Genomic DNA, 18,076 nt, shown 5'->3' on the forward strand with positions numbered 1-18,076 from the left:
CTTCTACACTCCCCGCGAGGTATTCACTAAACTCCTCAACCAGGACCTAGAAAACCAAGAACGTGTTGCGACCACCCCTTGAATTCACCGACGGATGGGCGCGATTACGTGACGGATCGCGCGGACACCGTCAGGCGGTGGCGGACTTCTTCCGAGGCGTTGACTTGTGTGTCGTGTCGGCGGCGATCTTCTTGTCCGCGGCGGCGATAAGCAGGTCGAGTTCGTCGATCAGGTACGCCGCCAGCCGGTCCACATCGGGAACCATCTCGCGGTCGGCCAGTAGTCCGAAGTTGAGCTGGCCGCGGTAACCCTGCACGGTGATGTTGAGGCCCTGCCCGTCGAGGATCACCGACACCGGATAGATCGCCTCGAGCTTCGCGCCACCCATGTAGGCCTGCACATCGGGCCCCGGCACATTGGAGATGACCAAGTTGGAGGGGTACAGGCGATAGATCAGGCCAGTCTCGAAGGCGACCCGCGCCGCGCGCGCCATCAGTAGCGGTGGCGCGAAGTTGGTGACGCCATCTACCAAGCCGGGCGGGATCGCCGCTTGCGCAGACTTGGCGGCCTGAGTCGTCTGGTTGCAGGCCAACAGCCGTTTGACGGGGTCACTGATGTTGGTCGGCAGGGGAGTGAACATCGCCGAGACCTTGTTGCCCATCGAGGAGCGTTGAGATTCGTCGCGCACCGATACCGGGATCATGGTGATGAGCGGTTCGGCCGGCAGCGCTCCGCGCTGGTCGAGCCATCGCCGCAGCGCGCCGGCGGAGATGGCGAGTACGACGTCGTTGACCGACGTACCGAACGTGCTTTTGACCTTGCGTACGTCGGATAGCGCCGCGTGCGAGATGCCCAGTCGACGATGCGCGCTGATCTGGCCGTTGAAGGGAGTCTCCGGTGGACGGTTGTTGGCGGTCTGAATGATCTCGCCGTCGCCGCTGTTTCGGCGGCGGCGCAGCAGTTGGGCGAAGGGTGTGACGGCCTTGCCGAGGGTGGGAGCCACTCGCACCAAGGTGCCGGCGATCCGCAACGCGTCGACCGGCCGTGAGGCGAGCCCGATCGCGCCCTTCGCTAGGAGGGCGCGCGCCGAGGGCTCCTTGCGCGGCCGGAACGGTATGGGGTCGTCTTTGAACTCTGGATTCGGTGAGAGGTCGATGAGGACGTTGAGGAGCTCGACTCCGGACGCGCCGTCGATCATCGCGTGATGGACCTTCATGTAGACCGCGATCTTGCCGTGCTCAAGCCCGGAGATCAGGTAGACCTCCCACAGCGGCCGTTTGCGGTCCAGTGGACGTGCGTGCAGGCGGCAGACCTGGTCGGTGAGCTGCTTCTGCGAGCCGGGCGCGGGCAGGCCGACTTCGCGAATGTGAAACTCGAGGTCAAAATCGACGTCGTCGACCCAGAACGGGTGGTCCAGGCCCAACGGCACGTCCTTGAGGCGGCGCCGGAACATCGGGATCTTCCCGAGTCGGCCCTCGAGCATCGCGGTCAGGTGAGCGAGGTCGAACGGTTCGCTCATGCCGCTCGGGTCCAGGATGCTGATGCTTCCCACGTGGCCGGTCGAGTTGGACGTTTCCAATGAGAGGAACGCCGCGTCCATGCCAGATAGCTGCCTCATTGTGTCTCCTCGGTCGATGTCGTTCAGGTCAACTTGAGTCAGGTCGATTTCGGCAAAGTCGATTTCATCCAAGTAGTGATTGATTCGGCGACTCGCTGCGGCGCCTCGACCTGTGGCGTGTGCCCGACGCCGGGGATCTCGTCGTACGTCCAGGACGGTTCCGCCGTGGCGAGGGCGCGCCCGGCGCTGACCGGCACGAGGCGATCTTTTTCGCCATGGATGAGCAGCACCGGCGCGGTGATCGCATGCAGTCGCGAGAGGTAACGCTTGGAGCGCATGTTTTGCAGCATCAGCGACCGGGTCGCGACGAGGAAGGCATGGTCGGACTCGGGGAACTCGCGGCGCTCGGCCGCGAGCGCGACGCTGGCCTCGACGAAGTCTCGGTCGATATCGCTCTGGTCAGCGACGCAGATGTCCAGCGTGTCCTGCACCTGTTCGCGCGGCGTGGTCGTGCGCGCAACCTTTGCCATATAGCGTTCCCCGACGCCGGGCAGCGTGTATAGCAAGAACTGCGTGAATACCTGGCGATCCGGGCGCTTGACCTCGAGCGGGAGGGCCGGGTCGATGAGCACCGCGCCCGCGACGTACGCCGGATACGCGCTCGCGACCAGGCCGCTGATCATGCCGCCCATCGAGTTGCCGACAAGGATGGTCGGCTGGCCGATGACCTCATCGAGGAACCGCGCGACGAGCGCGACATTGGACTCCACGCTGCTGGTGCGGCCGGCCGAGCGCGTCAGCCCGAATCCGACGAGGTCGAGCGCCATCACATGGTGGTCCGCGGCGAGTTCCTGCGCGAGAAGTACCCAGTTGAGGTGTGAACCACCGAGCCCATGCACAAACAGGACCGGGGTGCTGTCCGTCGGGCCACCGAAGTCGACGTAGTTGGTGGGGCCGTCGATGTCGACGGTGCGGTTGGTGCCGTTCCAGGGTGCGGCGTACAAGGTCATCGGCTCAGCCTTCGTCGGGGGTCGGATAAAACGCGCGCAGCGGAAGCGGCGCCTTGAACGGCGTCCAGCTGTCGGCCGGCTGGGCGAGCCGATTGGCAATCGCCCACAGCGTGTAGGCGTCGACGCCGAAGCCGAGGTGGCTGGCCCGGACGCGGATGTTTTCGCTGAATGGCCCGGTCGGCTCGATGCAGCGGTCCCACGCCACAATGCCGTCCAACCGTGAGTAGATCGAGGTGGAGGGGACCGTGAGCGGTTTCGCGCTGAGCTCAATGTTGGGGACCGGCCCCTCGGTGGCGTGTAGGTGCGAGTAGCGCTGGAAGGTGCGGTCAGCGCGGCTTTGCGCCGGATCATTCAGGCGGTAGGGGCTACCGAGCGTGATGACCTGGCGTACGTCGGACGGCCGCCGCTGAGCGAGGTTGCGGGCATAGATGCCGCCGAGGCTCCATCCGATCAGCGTGACCTTGCCGCCGGATCGTTGGGCGATGCGTTCGACGGCCGCCGGCAACTCGTGTACGACGGCGTTGGTCGGCCCCACGTTGCGGCCCAGATGCCAGCCGTAGACGCGGTATCCGAGGAAGTCTAGATAGTTGCGCAACACGAGCGTCGAGCCGTCGGAGGCCATCAGGCCGGGCAGCACGAAGACCGCATGCCCGTCGCCGTGGCGGGCGCTCATCAGCCACGGGATGCTCCACAGCGTGTTCTGGAACTCCATCAGTCCGCGGACCGGCTCGGTCCCGGTCAGCCAGTACGACGGCGCGCCGCGGGGCGGTTGGGGCGGGACAGAGCGCAACTTCGAGGCGCCGGTGCGCCGATCGCGTTGCGGTTGCTCGGGGTGTGTCATCGTGCTGCGGTGCCTCCAACTAGAGTGTCCTAGGTCACTCATGCTAGCCGCATGGGTGTGGTCCGTGATGGGGGATCCGACCAAGTCGGCGTACGCCGTGGTGCCGGGCCCTTTTAAGAGGAGGAAGTATGAGTTTCAACCTTGCCGTCATGTTGCGCGAATCCGCGACCAGTACGCCGGACAAGCCCGCGGCGTACTGGGCGGCCGGCGACCTGACGTACGCGGACCTGGATCGGTGCAGCACCGAGTTTGCCAACGGATTGCGCGCGGCCGGGCTCTCGATCGGCGACGTGGTCTGCGCGCAGTTGCCCAACTGTCCGGAGTTTCTGATCGCCTACTTCGGCACGCTCAAGGCCGGCATGACGTTTCTGCCGATCAACCCGCTGCTGACGGCCCCCGAGGTCATCTATCACCTCGAGGACTCGCACTCGAAGCTCTTCCTCGCCTTCCCGATGGTCGCCGTGTCCGCGGGGGAGGCGTCGGCGTCGACCGGCGTACCGCTCTATCTGCTCGGTGGCGCCGCGGCTCCTGGTCAGCACGGCTACGACGAGCTGCTCGGCGACACCAGCGTGCACCCGGTGTACGGCGACATCGCCCCCACCAAACCGGAGTCGACGGCCGTGCTCGTCTACACCAGCGGTACGACGGGCAAGCCCAAGGGCGCGATGCTCAGCCACTTCCAGCTGTATTCCGGCTGCGACATCACCGGCAACCTCTTCGGGATGCGCGCCGATGACGTCGGGCTCGGCGTACTGCCGTTCTTCCACGTCTTCGGGCTGTGCACCGTGATCAACACCTGTATTCGGTTCGGCGCCAGCATCGTGGTCATTCCTAGGTTCGAGGTCGCGGCCGTGATGGATGCCGTGGAGAAGTACCGCGTAAGCGTGGTGTCCGGCGTACCGACGATGCTGCAGGCGATGCTGTCGGACACCCAGGAGCGTGACCTGGGTGCGCTGCGGGTGGCGATCTCCGGCGGCGCGTCGTTGCCGGGCGCGGTGATGGCGCAGTTCGAGGAGAAGTTCAAGATCTGGGTGCTGGAGGGTTATGGGCTGACCGAGACGTCCGCGGTCGCGGCGTTCAACCGCAGCCTTGAGGAGCGCAAGGTGTTGTCCATCGGCGTGCCGATGTGGGGTGCGGACATGCGCATCGTCGACGCAGAAGGGGTCGAACTGCCGCGTGGGCCGGAGAACGTCGGAGAGATCGTGATCCGCGGACCTAGCGTGATGACCGGCTACCTGGGTCGGCCCGAGGCGACTGCGGAGGCCTTCAAGGACGGCTGGTTCCACAGTGGCGATCTGGGGTACCGGGACGAAGACGGCTATTTCTTCATCGTCGACCGGTCCAAGGACCTCATCATCCGCGGCGGCTACAACGTCTATCCGCGCGAGATTGAGGAAGTGCTCTTCGCGCACCCGCAGATCGCCGAGGCGGCAGTGATCGGCAAGCCCGATGAACGACTCGGTGAAGAGGTCGTCGCGGTTATCTCGCTGGTCCCCGACGCGCAGCTCACTGCTGAGGACATCGTCGCCTATACGAAGACGCAGCTGGCGGCGTACAAATACCCACGAGAGATTCGCTTCGTCACCGAACTACCGAAGGGGCCGACGGGGAAGATCCTGAAGACCGAACTGCGCGACTAGCGCCTAGCGCAGCGGCACGCGCTTTGCGCGCCGGTGGATGTCGAGCCGGCCGGTGTACGACTCGGCATTGGCGGCGATCTGGGCGCGGTCCTTGTCGGTGGCCTGACGGATGACCTTCGCCGGTACGCCGGCGACCAGACTGCCTTCGGGGACGATGGTCCCCTGGGTGACGACGGCGCCGGCGGCGACGATCGTCCAGGAGCCGATGTCGCAGCCGTTCATGACGACCGCGCCCATACCGATCAGTACGTCGTCGTGCACGGTCGCGCCGTGCAGTACGACGCTGTGCCCGACCGACACGCGGTCGCCGACGGTGAGCGGAAACGTCGGGTCGGAGTGCAGCGTGCTGCAGTCCTGGATGTTGGTGTCAGCGCCGATCTTGATCGACGAGGTGTCACCGCGGGCGACCGCGCCGTACCAGAGGCTCGAGCGCGGGCCGAACTCCACGTCACCGACGACGCATGCGGTCGGCGCGATGAACGCATCCTCGGCGACCTTTGGCCGGCCGATCGCGGTTTCGTAGACATAGTCAGACTGCATCGTGGCTCCCCTTTTGCGGCTAAAGTTCCCCACACTCTAAGCACATGGCGCGACGTTGATGACACCAGCCAAGGTCACGCTAGGCAACGATCAGGTCATCGACGACATGTGTCTGCTCGACGTTGCCCTTGGAATCGACCGTCTCATAGGTCACGTCGTAGGTGCCCACGGTGGGCGCGCGGTCGGCCATCGAATGCGAGATGCAACCGGGCATCGTGAACTGCGGCGTAATCGCGATGTCCGAACCGCCGGCGTGGGGATGCAACACGATGCGGTACGTCGGCCCCGCCGGCCCGGTGACCCGAAACAGCATCTGCGCCTGCGACCCGTACGACGTTTGGTCGAAATGCACAGCGACCTTGCTGCAGTCCGCCTTGACATCGAGCTGGGCAGGCCTCTGACGGGCAATTAACGTCACGGTGAAGATCGCCATGAGGAGTACGACGCCGGCCAGCACCAGCCAGTTGAACTTGCTGATCCGCAAGGTGGCTCGGCGTACCCCGCCAAGGGCACGCTCGTCGCCGATGTCGCGGGCAAAATGCTCGCGCTGCGAGCGGGCTGCTCGCTGTTGTTCTTCGCGGACCTTGCGGCGGTCCCGAGACCGACCGCTCGGCATCAGCTACTGGGAGCCGGCTCCGGTTCCGGTGCGGCATCGGTGGCATGGGCGCCGGGCGGGTTGGCTTTGAGCGAGCGCATGAGGATCTGCGAGACGTCGAGGACCTCGACCTCTTCGCGGGCCTCACCGGACTGCTTCTTGGCGGTCACGGCGTCGCTGAGCATCGTGATGCAGAACGGGCAGGCCGTGGAGACGATGTCCGGATCCAGCGACAAGGCCTCGTCCATGCGCTCGACGTTGATGCGTTTGCCGATCCGCTCTTCCATCCACATGCGCGCGCCGCCGGCGCCGCAGCAGAAGCCGCGGTCCTTACAACGGTGCATCTCCTCGGTCTGGATGCCCATGACCGCGGAGAGGACCTCGCGCGGCGGCGTGTAGACCTTGTTGTGGCGGCCGAGGTAGCACGGGTCGTGGTAGGTGACCTTGCCGTCGACCGGCTGCACCGGCGTCAACTTGCCCTCTTCGAGGAGCTTGCCGAGCAGTTGCGTGTGGTGCATGACCTCGTAGTCGCCGCCGACTTGCGGGTACTCGTTGGAGAGCGTGTTGAAGCAATGCGGACACGTCGCGACGATCTTGCGCTGCGCCTTTTCGGGACGGTTTTCGAAGACCGCGTTGAGGACCTCGACGTTTTGCATGGCCTGGCCCTGGAAGACGAACTCGTTGCCGAGTCGACGTGCCGGGTCGCCGGTGCAGGACTCGCCGGAGCCGAGTACGCCGTACTTGACACCGGCGATGTTGAGCAGTTCGGCGACGGCGCGGGTGACCTTCTTGGCGCGGTCCTCCAGAGCGCCGGCGCAACCGACCCAGAAGAGGTATTCGATGTCCTCGGGGATCTCGCCCTCGATCTTCGGTACCTCGAAGTCGAGGCCGCTCATCCAGTCTTCGCGGGCATTGGGGCTCATGCCCCACGGGTTGCCCTTGTTCTCGATGTTCTTGAGCATAACGCCGGCTTCGGACGGGAACGCCGACTCGATGAGCACCTGGTAGCGACGCATGTCGACGATGTGGTCGATGTGCTCGATGTCGACGGGGCACTGCTCTACGCAGGCACCGCACATCGTGCAGGACCAGAGAGCATCGACGTCAAAGACCGCGTTGTCCGAAGCGTCACCGATCAGGGGACGCTCGGCCCCAGCCAGTGCCAGTACGTCGAGACCCGCGTGCGCGAGCTGTTCCTCGGTCGCCTTCTCTTCACCCATGGTGTCTTTACCGCCGCCGGCGGCGAGGTACGGCGCCTTCTCCCACAGATGATCGCGCAGCCCCATCACCATCAGCTTGGGCGACAGTGGCTTGCCGGTGTTCCATGCGGGGCACTGTGACTGGCAGCGGCCGCACTCGGTGCAGGTGGAGAAGTCGAGCAGACCTTTCCAGGTGAAGTGCTCGACCTGGCTGACGCCGAAGAGGTCCTTCTCTGGATCGGCTTCCTCGAAGTCGAGCGGTTCGCCACCGGACTTCATCGGCTGCAGCGCACCGAGCGAGACCGCGCCGTCGGCGTTGCGCTTGAAGTAGATGTTGAAGAATGCGAGGAAGCGGTGCCAGGCAACGCCCATGGCGGGGTTGAGTGAGATCGTAATCATCCACGCGAACGAGATCAGGATGTCGATGAGGGCAACCAGGCTGATCAGCTTGAGCGAGGCCGAGGGACTCAGGCCTGCGGCGTGGAAGCCGTTGCCGAGAGCCTTGGACAGGGGCGCGGCCCAGGTCGAGAAGAATGGCGCCTCGGCCGAGTACTTCAGCGCGCGGACCACCACGTGCGCGAGCAGGACCCCGAGGATCGTGTATTCGACGTAGTACGCCTGCCAGAACGACGATCCGCTGAAGCGGCTCTTGCGTTCGGGATTGCGCGGATGGTTGAACTGGCGGACCAGCATCAGCGCGATGATGCCGACTAGGCCCACCCACGTGAGGATCTCGGTGAACAGGCCCCAGGGACCCCAGTGCCCGATAATCGGTAGATCCCATTCGGGATTGATTACTAGGCCGAAGCTCTCGACGAGCACCAGGAACAGTCCGATGAAACCGGCGAAAACGAACCAGTGTGCAGCGCCGATCCACGTCCACTTCAGCATGCGGGTGTGACCGACACTCTCGCGCAGCATGGTCTTGGTACGCGCGCCGGGGTCGTTGGTCCGGCTCTTGTCCGGCTGTCCGAACTTAATCGTCGCGAACATCCGCCGGATGGTTCTGACGAACAGCACGACGGCCACAATGGTCACCGCGGCGCCGATCACGAACAAGATCCAGTTATACAGCGTCATCTCAGGCATTCCTCCAGGTCGCGCCCGACGATACCGGAGAGCATCCGACACGTGTGAGCCCAGCGTTGCTTAAGTCTTCACCTACCGCCGTACCGATCACAAGCGACCCGCCGTTACCAGCGTGGATAGGATGGCGCGATGCCAGAGGGACACGAGTACGCCGAGGACTACTACGACTTCTCTCGTCCGGAGTCTGGCATCAAGAGCAAAGTTGACACAATCCGTGACTCCTTCATCCGTCGCCAGGTTCTCAAGCGGGTGTCCGGCGGTGCGCTGCTCGATGTCGGCTGCGGCATTGGAATGTTCCTCGAGACCATGGCCGGCGAGTTTGATCTCTACGGCGTCGACATCTCCGACTACGCGATCAAGGTGTGCGCGCAGCGTCTGCCGGATGCCAAGCTTGCGGTGGGCAGCCTCATCGAGGGTCTTCCGTTCGACCGCACCTTCGACGTCATCAGCGCCATCAACGTGATGGAACACCTGGAAGATCCACTCGGCGCCGCGAGCGTCGTACGGTCTCGGCTACGTCCGGGCGGGCTGTTTGTCACGCACCTGCCGACGATCGGCAACAAGGTGCAGGCGCGTCTTTACAAGAGTTCCTACGATCAGGACCCGACCCATATCTATCGCCCCAGCGGTCCGGCGTACCAGCGGCTCGTTTCGTCGGCTGGGTTCAAGTGCACGTTTCAGACGTACGCGCCGTTCGTCGGCGCGCCACTGTGGCGGGTGTTGAAGGCGCATCCTGCGCACCTCGCCATCTTCGAAGCGCTTTAGCGTTTCGACCGGCTCAGTACTGCGCCTCACCGAAGACATACACCTCGTCGCCGGACTGCAGGTTGTTCCAGTAGGCGAGTGCGATGTCGTGGGTGAGGTGGACGCAGCCGTGTGACGGCTCCGACAGAGCTCCCTCGTGGAAGGCCATTCCACTGGCAGTGAAGAACACCGCGTAGGGCATCGGTGTGCCGAAGATCGACGACACGTGGTCGATATTCTTCCAGAAGACTTTGTGCATGCCAGGCTCTGTGCGATAGCCCGGACGTCCGGCGATGTGCTGGACCGGGCCGAAGATGACTGCGCCGTCGACCTGCAGCCACGTCATGTTGTTGGTGAGGTCGACGCAGGCTTTGGCCTCGGTCGGGCAGTCGGCGCGCGGCGTTACATACCCTGCAGGAGGCGGCCCGAGGTTGACGACGGGCGCGACGCTGGGATCGGCGGAGTACGACGTGACGGGCGGCTGGGCGGTAGTGGCCGGTGCTTCGGCGGGGGTCGGTGACTCTGCATTCGAGGCCTGCGCGTCGGTTGACTTGGCCGGACCCGAGCGCGCACTCCCCGCGGCTTCCGATGTCGCCGACGAGCTTGCCTGCGCAGTTGACTTAGTGGTCGCCGGCGAACATCCGGCGAGAAGCGCCGCACCGAGCGCTAGTGCGATCACTGACCGAGCGAGACGGTGAGCAGCGTGCGGTCCGATGGTCGTGACCATGCTGTCCTTTCGGGCGGGTCGATTGCGGCGTCGGCGGGATGCCTGCGACTCTCCGGTAGTTTACCGGGACCACACACGTGCCGGCCTCATGAGTCGGTTTGATCGGCGCGACCGGCGACGACGATGCGGCTTTCGTATGCGTAGATCACTGCCTGAGTCCGGTCGCGTAGCGCGAGCTTTGTCAGTAGCCGGTTGACGTAGGTCTTCACGGTGGAGTGTCCGATGAAGAGTCGCTGTGCGATCTCGGCGTTGGACAGGCCAAGTGCGATTAGTCGCAGCACCTCGACCTCGCGTTCGGTTAGCGCGGCCATGGCGACGGGCGGCACCGAGGATTGGCGCGCGAGAAGATATTGCTCGATGAACCGGCGGGTGATTGACGGCGCGACCAGCGACTCGCCGCCGGCGACGGTGCGTACGGCGTCAGTCAGCTGAGTGCCGCGCACGTCCTTCAGAAGGAACCCGCTTGCGCCGGCGTGCAGCGCCTCATAAATCCAGTCGTCACGGTCGAACGTCGTCAGCATGAGCACCCGGGGTGCAGGGTCTTGCTCGAGGATCCGGCGGGTGGCGGCGAGCCCGTCGAGGTTGGGCATGCGGATGTCCATCAGGACAACGGTGGGCCGAAATTGTCTCGCGAGCGTGACGGCTTCGGCGCCGTCGGACGCCTCGGCGACCACCCGCATGTCGTCTTCTCGGTCGATCAGAGCGCGGAACCCGTCACGGATCAAGGCTTGGTCATCGGCGAGGAGTACGTCGATCACGGCGAAGACTCGAGTGGCTCGGGTCGCGTGACAGGAGCAGACTCATGGTCGAGCGGTAGCGTGACCGATACTTCGAAGCCGCCATCTGTGGTCGCGCGTGTGACGCACCGACCGCCGTACAGCTCGGTGCGCTGCCGTACGCCGATCAGTCCCTGGCCGGCGCCGAGGTCGAGTGCCTGGCTGGGGTGCCCCGGGCCGTTCGTGATGTCGATCGCCAGCTGCCCATCGACCTGTTGGACTGCCACCCTGACCCGGGATTCGGGAGCGTGCTTGATCGCGTTGGTGAGTGACTCCTGCACAATCCGGTACGTCGTCAGGGCGAGGCCGGACGACAAATGTATGCCCGGGTCGATCGCAGCCGCGTCGATCGTGAGCCCGGCGGACTTCGCGCGAGATATCAATTGTGCGACGTGCTGCAGATCGGGGCTTGGAGCGGTGCGCTCGGCGCCGTCGAGATCGACAGCGAGCGGAGGCTGCTGGATCAGCCCGAGCATGCGCCGCATGTCCTGGAGCGCCTCGCGCGACGTCTCCTCGATGGCGGCTAGTCGTCGTTCAAGCACCTGACGGCTATCCTCCGCCCCGGCAATATCGGTGAGCGTGCTGCGGGCCGCGACGGTTTGCACGATCACGATCGACAGGCTGTGACTGACGATGTCGTGGAGCTCGGTGGCGATTCGTGCGCGTTCGTGGGCCGCTGCTTGCGCGGCATGCAGGGCGCGGCTGCGCTCGGCCTCAAAGGCCCGCGCCTCGGCGGCGACGACGTTGCGCGATCGCCGCGACACGATTAGGCCCGCTGCCCAGATGATCGTGCAGATCGAGGCTGTCAAAGCGAAGTCGGCCCACGTGCCGTGAGGGTCGCCCGCCGATACGAAACCGATCGCCAGCACGCCGCCCGCCCATCCGATGACCGCGTCCCGCTCGCGGTTGACCGCGCCGACGAGGCAGAACGTGATCAGGATGCCGAAGAACTGGCCTGAAGTGAGCTCACGTGAAAACGTGCTGCCGACGGCCAGCACGGCGAAGGCGAGTAGTGAGACGGTGAGCGGCTGCCAGCGCCTGCCGAGAAAGATCAGCAGCGCAAAGGAACTGCCTACCGCCGTCATAATCTGATCGGCCGACGAGCCGCCGATGAGCGCACCGGCGTTGATCGCGATCGCGACAATCACGAGTGCGATGTCCAGCCAGTAGCGACGCCAGAAGGCGGTCTGCGGCAGCGCGTGCGTCGTACCCATGGATTGACGGTAATCCTCGAAGTGCCTGCTGGGAATCGATCGCGCGATGGACAGAGTCGATGGCTTTTCGGTCGCTGGGTGGACGTTTTGTCGAGGCCGGCAGACCTACGTTCGGTTGGCGTCGAATTCTCGACCGAACGTGACGACCTGAGGAGAGATCATGTCACTGCAACGCATGGCACCATTGACGGGTTTGCTCGGGCTAGGCGGAATATTCGCCGGCCTGTGGACGATGGATTCACCGGGCGGCGAGATGACCGATCCCCAGTTGCACCAGTGGTTTGCGACCCACAGCATGCTTCATTGGATGCTGTCGGCCATCGGATTCGGGCTCGGCGGGATCTTCCTACTGATCTTCACCGCCGTACTCGTCGCGCGTCAGGAGATCGTCGGCGCGGGGGCCGTAGGCCGCCACCTGACCCTAGTCGCGGGCACCGCCTGGGGCATTCTGACCGTGGCCGCGGCCGCGATGTTCGCGGCCGTGCCGAGTGCTCAGATGTTCATGGGACCGCAGGCGCCGAACGGGGACACCTTCCGTCTCGGCGGCGGGCTTTTCTACGGGACGCTGACTTTGTTCTGCGCATTCGCCGCCGCGCTGTTGGCCGTGACGCTGAGTATCACCTCGCTGCGCACCGGCCTGCTGCCGCGGTCGCTCGCGTGGATCGGGATACCCGCCGCGGTGTTGATGCTGACCAATGTCTTCCTGCCGATGGCGATCATCACGCTCTGGTACGGCGCGGTCTGCATCGCCTTGACAGTGCGGAAGTCGCCGACGCCGCCTCCGGCCGCGAGGGTCGACGGCGCGGTACCGGTTGCGGCCTGAACGGCGCAGCGTAGTCGCGTAATCGGGGGCGAGAAAGCGAATGCCCATGTCCTGTTCGAATGGTCGGGACATGGGCATTCGTGCTGACATAGATTGGTGGTCAGGTACCCGAGGCCGTGGCAGGTGGGGCTGATGAGTAAATACGGTGATGCGAAGCTCAAGGCTGACCTTGTCCTGGAGGGCGGCGGCGTCAAAGGTATCGCGTTCGGGGGCGCGATCGCGGTTCTTGCCGAGGCCGGCTATCGGTTTCCGCGAGTCGTCGGTACGTCGGCCGGCGCGATCGCAGGTTCAGTCGTTGCGGCCCTACAGGAAGCTGGCGAGCCGCTTGAGCGGATCGTCGACGTCACCAACACGCTTGACCTGTCGAAGGTGCGCGACAGTGGACGGGTCGGTAAGGCTCTCGGTCCGCTTCATGTCATTGCCGACGGGGCGTCGCTGATCTTCGAGGGCGGGCTGTACGAAGGGGCCTACGCACGCGACTGGGTGTACGGCGTACTGAAAGATCTCGGCGTCACGACGTTCGCAGACTTGCGCCGAGACGATCCTGAATCGGCTTTGCCGTTGGACCGCGAATACAGCTTTATCGCGGTGACGAGTGACTTGTCTGATCACCGGATGACACTGTTGCCGTGGGACTATCGCTACTACGGGCTAGATCCGGACGAGCAGATCGTCGCCGACGCCGTGCGTGCCTCGTCCGCATCGCCGTTCATCTTTGAACCGTACAAACTGCGTACGCCGAACGGCACCGTCACTCTCGTCGACGGCGGGATCTTGTCGAACTACCCGATCGGGGTGTTCGACCGCCGCGACGCATCCGCGCGCTGGCCGACGTTCGGCATCCGGCTCAGCGCGCGGGAGTCGGTACGGCCGCATAGCGAACCGGTGACATCACCGATCGGTATTGCGATCGCCGTCGTGGAGACCGCGATGGAAGGTACGGACGCGCGGCACATCGACCTTCCCTCGACGCAACGCCGCACGGTGTTCGTCGATACTGATGCGGTGTCGGTCTTCGACTTCGGCATCACTCGGGAGCAGCGCGACGAGCTGGTGCGAGCCGGCAGGGTAGCGGCCGAGCAGTTCCTTGCGACGTGGGACTTTGATGAGTGGCAACGCCGTTACGGGACTCGACCGCCCACCGATGCTCAGGCTCGCGTTTCAGACTGAGCTTCGCGGTCACGCGATTGGGTACGGCCGGCCAGGGGTCTTAGTCATGTACGCCCGGCGTCTTAGGCGCGGTCGTGGAGGGTGATCTGGTAACCGTCCGGGTCGGCGAAGGTGAAGGTGCGACCGAATGGGCCGTCGATCGGAGCCGAGACGATCGTGTGGCCGTCGGCGACGAGTGCGTCATGGATAGCTTGGACGTCGGTGGCGTGGAGCCAGATCGCCGCTCCGATGCCAGGCCGGGCAACGGACCCAAGATCGGTACCGGGAACGATGTCCCGCAGGGCGAACGCGATTGGCGTCGTCTCGAAGACGACTGCGTGCGGGGGGCCTGCCTGAGAGCGGACGAGGCCGAGGTACTGCTCGTAGAACGCTTGCGACGCATCGAGACCGCGAGCCTGGAGGGAGATGAAGTCTGGGCCGGTAACGGGCATGGTATTGCTCCTTCGTTTCGTGTCAGTTTACTGACACGGACAATCTATGTCAGAATACTGACATGAGTCAAGATGGAGTCGGCGTCGACCTTGAAACATCTCTGGGCTATCTGCTGAAGGAGGCGTCAAGTGCCCTCCGTACTGCCATGGAGGCGGTGCTGCGCCCGCTCGGGATGAGCGTGACCCACTACTCCTGCCTCGAACTGCTCGCACAGCGCCCGGGCCTGTCGAACTCCGAGCTCGCGCGAGGAGCGTTTGTGACACGGCAGTCGATGAATGTGCTGTTGCAAGCCTTGGAACGCGACGGATATGTCGCCAGACAGGCAGAGGCCCGCGTCGGAAAGGTTCTTCCCACGCGCCTCACGCCACGCGGTCGACGGAGCCTCGAGAAGGCGACCGTTGCGGTCCGATCTGTCGAGGTCAGGATGCTGGGTGGCCTGACGCAGGACGAGCAGTCCAGCGCGTTCACGATCCTGCGCCACATGATCCAATCCTTGCGCTACGACAACGAGAGTGAGTTCAGCGGTGACAACGGGTGATCGTCTCGGCCGCCTATCTCGACCTGCTGCACGAGAGTCTGGAACCGCTCTCGCTGCCATGCCGTCGATCATCGCGTATCGCCCGACTGTGGACCGATGCGTCGTAGCGCACTCACGGTGAAGATCGCGGCGGCGACGAGTATTACGGCGCCGACGGTCGTTGCGAGCGTCATGCCATCGACAAACGCCGTACGCGCGGCGCCGAGGACCTGACCGGCGAGCTGGCCGGGCAGGTGCAGGCTCGCCGCGAGCGCGCCTTGGAAGGACTCGCTGACTGCGGCGTGTACGTCGGCCGGCAGACCAGTCGGGATCTGGTCTGCGATGTGCGACTTGTACGCCGCAACGCCTATGCTCCCCAAGACCGCGATCCCCAGCGCGCCGCCGAACTCGGTCGAGGTTTCCGACAGTGCCGAGCCGGTGCTCGCCTGTTCGGGTGTGAGCTCGCTGAGGATTAATACGCCGCTAAGGGTCATCACGACGACCAGCCCGACGGCGAGCAGCCCGGCGCCGATCAGGATCGTGATCAGGGAGTCAGTTCCGGCCGATGACAGTGCGACGAAGCCGACAGCGGCAATGATGAAGCCGCCACCGACGACGTACGCCGGCCGGATGCGCTGGGCCAGCGTGGTCGCCAGTGGTGCGGCGGCGCCGACCGGGATCGACGGCACGAGGCTCCACAGTGCTGCGACCAAAGGACTTTGGCCGAGCACTAACTGCAGGTATTGCGTCATGAAGATGGCGTTGCCGACGAGCGCGAACGTGCCGACGGAGTTGGCGATGAGCGAAGCGCTGAAGCCGCGGCTACGGAACAGTCGTAGGTCGATCATCGGGTCGTGATGCCGCCGTTGCCGTTGGATGAACAGCATGCCGATCACGAGTCCGAGGGCAATGCAGCCGATCCAGCGCAGCTCGAAACCGTCGGCGGCGATCTTCTTGATGCCGAAGATTATTGGAAGTACGCCGCACAGCGACAGGACCGAGCTGACCAGGTCGAACCGGCCCGCCGTCGTACTGCGGTGCTCCGGCAACAACATCGGGCCGACGACGAGCAGCAGAATCATGGCCGGCACGTTGATCAGAAACACCGAGCCCCACCAGAAGTGCTCGAGCAGTACGCCGCTGAGCACCGGCCCGAGAGCGATTCCGCCCGTGAGTACGCCGGTCCAAATCGCGATCGCCTTCGCGCGTTGCTTGTCATTGCGAAACATCCGGCGGATCAGGCCGAGTGTCGAGGGCATCAGGGTCGCGCCGGCGACGCCGAGCATCGCCCGTGCGGCGATCAGCATTTCGGCGCTGCCGGAGTACGCCGCGAGCACCGACGTTAGTGAGAACGCGGCCGCCCCGATCAGGAGTAGCCGGCGCGGGCCGATCCGGTCCGCGATCGAGCCCATCGTGATCAGTAGGCCGGCGAGCACGAATCCATATATATCGAAGATCCACAGTTGTTGGGTGGCGCTGGGATCGAGGTCTCGGCTGATGAACGGGACCGCAAAGTACAGCACGGACACGTCCATCGACACGAGTAGAAGGGGAAGTGCGAGGACCGCGAGGGCGGTCCATTCCTTGCGCCCCGCGCGGGATGGCCGGGTCTCGACAGGGAGGTCGGATGCGGCAGTCATAGGTGTCTCTCCAATTGCGTATGTAATAAACAGTAGATGACGTACACAGAAGATAACCGCAATTTGTGTAAGGTGTAAATAGTTTTTAGGATGTTTTTGGCGGACCGACACAAATCACCCCTAGCGAGAGGCCGCACATGACTGAAATGCCGTCGGATCGGGCCCGGCTGCCGCGCGGCATCAAGTCGATGTGGGGGCTGGACGAAGGCGGCCGCCGCGGGCCCAAGCCGGGCCTCACCGCGCACTCGATCGCGACGACCGCAATTAAGATCGCCGATACGGAGGGCCTAGGCGCGGTCTCCATGGGGCGTGTCGCCAAGGAGCTCGGATTCACCGCGATGTCCCTCTACCGGTACGTCGACTCGAAGCAGGATCTCGCTGAGATGATGGTCGACGCGTCGTACGGCGACCCTCCGCAGATCAGGACGACGCAGGACTGGCGCAAGCAGATCGCAGAATGGGCGCGCGCCGACGTAGCTCAGCTACGGCAGCACCCGTGGGTGTTGGAGGTGCAGTTCAGAGAGCCTCCGGTGGGGCCCAATTCCACGGCCTGGATGGAGGCCGGGCTGCGCGCGCTATCGGGTGCCGGGCTCGACATGCAGCCGAAGCTGTCCGCGCTGCTGATGCTGGAGGGCTACGTGCGAAACAATGTCGCGATGGCGCAGCAATTCATGCCAGGCGGGGATAGCGGCGCGGAGCTTGGCGACAATTACGCCAATCGTCTTCGGCTCTTGGCCACGCCCGAGCGATTTCCGGAGGTGGCGCGGGCCGCGGCGACCGAGGTGTTCGCCGATGAGGGCGACTTCCCGGTGGATGAGTTCGAGTTCGGTCTCGAGTTGATCCTGGACGGCATCGCCACGCTAGTCGAAAAGCAGGCTCGCTAGCAGGGCCGGCTACGGGCGAGGCGGAAGCCGATGTCGTCGATTCGGTGGGTCGGATGGCTTCGCCGGCGTACCGAGGCTCGGCAGCTCCAGTGCTCGTCAAACCAGCCACCGCCGCGCAGTACCCGATACTCGCCGTACACCTTTGGGTCATAGAAGTCCCAGCACCATTCCCAGACGTTGCCGAGAGTGTCGTGCAATCCCCAGTGGTTCGGCTCCTTGCCGCCGACGTCGCGTGGCCGGCCGTCGGAGTTGTGGCGGTACCAGGCGATCGCGTCGAGGTCGCCGTAACGCGCAGTGGTGGTGCCCGCGCGGCAGGCGTACTCCCATTCGGCCTCGGTCGGCAACCGGTAGCCGTCCGCGGAGGTGTCCCACTTGACGTCATCTCCGATGATCCGATAAGCGTCGCTCAGTCCGGCTTGCGCCGAAAGCAGGTTGCAGTAGCGGACGGCGTCCCACCACGACACGCCCTCGACCGGCACGCGATCGCCACGCGTCGTGCCCGGCCGCTCGCCGGTGACATCGGCGTATTCGCCTTGCGTCACCGGATGAATGGCGATCTCGAAAGCGGCCACCTCGACCTGCCAACTACGGCTGGTACGTCGATCCGACAGGGTCACTTGACCTGCAGGAACAGTGACGGTCGCGTCTGCGGCAGGAGTCTGCATGATCGATCGGAC

General features: G+C 64.7%; 18 protein-coding genes. 6 read left to right on the forward strand and 12 right to left on the reverse strand.

The genetic code is table 11. The features are described from left to right. Positions 1 to 130: 130 nt before the first annotated feature. From CLV47_RS20145 to CLV47_RS20155, 3 genes are read right to left on the reverse strand one after another with little or no spacing between them, the layout of a single operon-like run. Positions 131 to 1,618 carry a WS/DGAT/MGAT family O-acyltransferase gene (locus CLV47_RS20145; RefSeq protein ID WP_146135468.1) on the reverse strand — a complete coding sequence of 496 codons (1,488 nt, stop codon included), beginning with the start codon at positions 1,616 to 1,618 and terminating at the stop codon, positions 131 to 133. Between the two features lie 38 nt (positions 1,619 to 1,656). Further along, a complete protein-coding gene (locus CLV47_RS20150; protein WP_106350927.1) occupies positions 1,657 to 2,568 on the reverse strand; it encodes an alpha/beta fold hydrolase in 912 nt (303 codons plus the stop codon). Positions 2,569 to 2,572: 4 nt separating this feature from the next. Further along, positions 2,573 to 3,409, reverse strand: a complete 837-nt coding sequence (locus tag CLV47_RS20155; protein ID WP_106350928.1) for an esterase/lipase family protein — start codon at positions 3,407 to 3,409, stop codon at positions 2,573 to 2,575. A 128-nt stretch (positions 3,410 to 3,537) separates the two neighbouring features. On the opposite strand from CLV47_RS20155, the gene CLV47_RS20160 reads away from it, so the two are divergent. Further along, positions 3,538 to 5,049, forward strand: coding sequence for a long-chain-fatty-acid--CoA ligase (locus CLV47_RS20160; RefSeq protein WP_106350929.1), 1,512 nt, complete (start codon positions 3,538 to 3,540; stop codon positions 5,047 to 5,049). 3 nt (positions 5,050 to 5,052) lie between these two features. On the opposite strand, the gene CLV47_RS20165 is transcribed toward CLV47_RS20160, so the two are convergent. From CLV47_RS20165 to CLV47_RS20175, 3 genes are all read right to left on the reverse strand, one after another. Next, on the reverse strand, positions 5,053 to 5,589 hold the full coding sequence (locus CLV47_RS20165) for a gamma carbonic anhydrase family protein (protein ID WP_106350930.1): 537 nt from the start codon (positions 5,587 to 5,589) through the stop codon (positions 5,053 to 5,055). A 79-nt stretch (positions 5,590 to 5,668) separates the two neighbouring features. Next, positions 5,669 to 6,205, reverse strand: coding sequence for a hypothetical protein (locus CLV47_RS20170; RefSeq protein ID WP_106350931.1), 537 nt, complete (start codon positions 6,203 to 6,205; stop codon positions 5,669 to 5,671). Continuing rightward, the gene (locus tag CLV47_RS20175; protein ID WP_106350965.1) at positions 6,205 to 8,463 is read right to left on the reverse strand and encodes a (Fe-S)-binding protein; all 2,259 of its coding nucleotides are present in this window, start codon (positions 8,461 to 8,463) and stop codon (positions 6,205 to 6,207) included. The genes CLV47_RS20170 and CLV47_RS20175 overlap by 1 nt, the downstream gene beginning before the upstream one ends. 138 nt (positions 8,464 to 8,601) lie before the next feature. Between CLV47_RS20175 and CLV47_RS20180 the strand changes: the two genes are divergently transcribed. Beyond that, positions 8,602 to 9,237, forward strand: coding sequence for a class I SAM-dependent methyltransferase (locus CLV47_RS20180; protein WP_106350932.1), 636 nt, complete (start codon positions 8,602 to 8,604; stop codon positions 9,235 to 9,237). A 13-nt stretch (positions 9,238 to 9,250) separates the two neighbouring features. Here CLV47_RS20180 and CLV47_RS20185 read toward each other — a convergent pair whose 3' ends face one another. The 3 genes from CLV47_RS20185 to CLV47_RS20195 form a co-directional block, all read right to left on the reverse strand. Continuing rightward, on the reverse strand, positions 9,251 to 9,943 hold the full coding sequence (locus CLV47_RS20185; RefSeq protein WP_106350933.1) for a L,D-transpeptidase: 693 nt from the start codon (positions 9,941 to 9,943) through the stop codon (positions 9,251 to 9,253). Between the two features lie 86 nt (positions 9,944 to 10,029). Next, complete coding sequence (locus CLV47_RS20190; RefSeq protein WP_106350934.1) at positions 10,030 to 10,701, reverse strand: response regulator; 672 nt, start codon at positions 10,699 to 10,701, stop codon at positions 10,030 to 10,032. After that, on the reverse strand, positions 10,698 to 11,933 hold the full coding sequence (locus CLV47_RS20195; RefSeq protein ID WP_106350935.1) for a sensor histidine kinase: 1,236 nt from the start codon (positions 11,931 to 11,933) through the stop codon (positions 10,698 to 10,700). Before CLV47_RS20195 ends, CLV47_RS20190 begins: the two co-directional genes overlap by 4 nt. 160 nt (positions 11,934 to 12,093) lie before the next feature. Here CLV47_RS20195 and CLV47_RS20200 point away from each other — a divergent pair, with 160 nt between their 5' ends. Both CLV47_RS20200 and CLV47_RS20205 read left to right on the forward strand, forming a co-directional pair. Continuing rightward, positions 12,094 to 12,756 (forward strand): hypothetical protein, encoded by a 663-nt coding sequence (locus CLV47_RS20200; protein WP_106350936.1) that lies wholly within the window; start codon positions 12,094 to 12,096, stop codon positions 12,754 to 12,756. A 132-nt stretch (positions 12,757 to 12,888) separates the two neighbouring features. Continuing rightward, entirely contained in the window at positions 12,889 to 13,926 is a 1,038-nt protein-coding gene (locus tag CLV47_RS20205) for a patatin-like phospholipase family protein (protein ID WP_106350937.1), read from the forward strand. A 62-nt stretch (positions 13,927 to 13,988) separates the two neighbouring features. Here the strand turns inward: CLV47_RS20205 and CLV47_RS20210 are convergent, their stop codons facing one another. Continuing rightward, on the reverse strand, positions 13,989 to 14,357 hold the full coding sequence (locus CLV47_RS20210; RefSeq protein ID WP_106350938.1) for a VOC family protein: 369 nt from the start codon (positions 14,355 to 14,357) through the stop codon (positions 13,989 to 13,991). Between the two features lie 62 nt (positions 14,358 to 14,419). Here CLV47_RS20210 and CLV47_RS20215 point away from each other — a divergent pair, with 62 nt between their 5' ends. Continuing rightward, positions 14,420 to 14,896, forward strand: coding sequence for a MarR family winged helix-turn-helix transcriptional regulator (locus CLV47_RS20215; protein ID WP_106350939.1), 477 nt, complete (start codon positions 14,420 to 14,422; stop codon positions 14,894 to 14,896). 68 nt (positions 14,897 to 14,964) lie between these two features. Here CLV47_RS20215 and CLV47_RS20220 read toward each other — a convergent pair whose 3' ends face one another. Further along, the gene (locus CLV47_RS20220) at positions 14,965 to 16,515 is read right to left on the reverse strand and encodes an MFS transporter (protein WP_106350940.1); all 1,551 of its coding nucleotides are present in this window, start codon (positions 16,513 to 16,515) and stop codon (positions 14,965 to 14,967) included. 137 nt (positions 16,516 to 16,652) lie between these two features. Here CLV47_RS20220 and CLV47_RS20225 point away from each other — a divergent pair, with 137 nt between their 5' ends. After that, positions 16,653 to 17,399 (forward strand): TetR/AcrR family transcriptional regulator, encoded by a 747-nt coding sequence (locus tag CLV47_RS20225; RefSeq protein WP_106350941.1) that lies wholly within the window; start codon positions 16,653 to 16,655, stop codon positions 17,397 to 17,399. Here the strand turns inward: CLV47_RS20225 and CLV47_RS20230 are convergent. After that, on the reverse strand, positions 17,396 to 18,064 hold the full coding sequence (locus tag CLV47_RS20230; protein WP_106350942.1) for a formylglycine-generating enzyme family protein: 669 nt from the start codon (positions 18,062 to 18,064) through the stop codon (positions 17,396 to 17,398). The two genes, CLV47_RS20225 and CLV47_RS20230, sit on opposite strands and share 4 nt — an antisense overlap. Positions 18,065 to 18,076: the final 12 nt, after the last annotated feature.

The organism is Antricoccus suffuscus (assembly GCF_003003235.1).
GTDB classification, from domain to species: Bacteria; Actinomycetota; Actinomycetes; order Mycobacteriales; family Antricoccaceae; genus Antricoccus; species Antricoccus suffuscus.

Coding starts and splice junctions, on each gene's coding strand:
- CLV47_RS20145 (WP_146135468.1), bottom strand. CDS start 1,618: ATGAGGCAGCTATCTGGCATGGACGCGGCGTTCCTCTCATTGGAAACG.
- CLV47_RS20150 (WP_106350927.1), bottom strand. CDS start 2,568: ATGACCTTGTACGCCGCACCCTGGAACGGCACCAACCGCACCGTCGAC.
- CLV47_RS20155 (WP_106350928.1), bottom strand. CDS start 3,409: ATGACACACCCCGAGCAACCGCAACGCGATCGGCGCACCGGCGCCTCG.
- CLV47_RS20160 (WP_106350929.1), top strand. CDS start 3,538: ATGAGTTTCAACCTTGCCGTCATGTTGCGCGAATCCGCGACCAGTACG.
- CLV47_RS20165 (WP_106350930.1), bottom strand. CDS start 5,589: ATGCAGTCTGACTATGTCTACGAAACCGCGATCGGCCGGCCAAAGGTC.
- CLV47_RS20170 (WP_106350931.1), bottom strand. CDS start 6,205: ATGCCGAGCGGTCGGTCTCGGGACCGCCGCAAGGTCCGCGAAGAACAA.
- CLV47_RS20175 (WP_106350965.1), bottom strand. CDS start 8,463: ATGACGCTGTATAACTGGATCTTGTTCGTGATCGGCGCCGCGGTGACC.
- CLV47_RS20180 (WP_106350932.1), top strand. CDS start 8,602: ATGCCAGAGGGACACGAGTACGCCGAGGACTACTACGACTTCTCTCGT.
- CLV47_RS20185 (WP_106350933.1), bottom strand. CDS start 9,943: ATGGTCACGACCATCGGACCGCACGCTGCTCACCGTCTCGCTCGGTCA.
- CLV47_RS20195 (WP_106350935.1), bottom strand. CDS start 11,933: ATGGGTACGACGCACGCGCTGCCGCAGACCGCCTTCTGGCGTCGCTAC.
- CLV47_RS20200 (WP_106350936.1), top strand. CDS start 12,094: ATGTCACTGCAACGCATGGCACCATTGACGGGTTTGCTCGGGCTAGGC.
- CLV47_RS20205 (WP_106350937.1), top strand. CDS start 12,889: ATGAGTAAATACGGTGATGCGAAGCTCAAGGCTGACCTTGTCCTGGAG.
- CLV47_RS20210 (WP_106350938.1), bottom strand. CDS start 14,357: ATGCCCGTTACCGGCCCAGACTTCATCTCCCTCCAGGCTCGCGGTCTC.
- CLV47_RS20215 (WP_106350939.1), top strand. CDS start 14,420: ATGAGTCAAGATGGAGTCGGCGTCGACCTTGAAACATCTCTGGGCTAT.
- CLV47_RS20220 (WP_106350940.1), bottom strand. CDS start 16,515: ATGACTGCCGCATCCGACCTCCCTGTCGAGACCCGGCCATCCCGCGCG.
- CLV47_RS20225 (WP_106350941.1), top strand. CDS start 16,653: ATGACTGAAATGCCGTCGGATCGGGCCCGGCTGCCGCGCGGCATCAAG.
- CLV47_RS20230 (WP_106350942.1), bottom strand. CDS start 18,064: ATGCAGACTCCTGCCGCAGACGCGACCGTCACTGTTCCTGCAGGTCAA.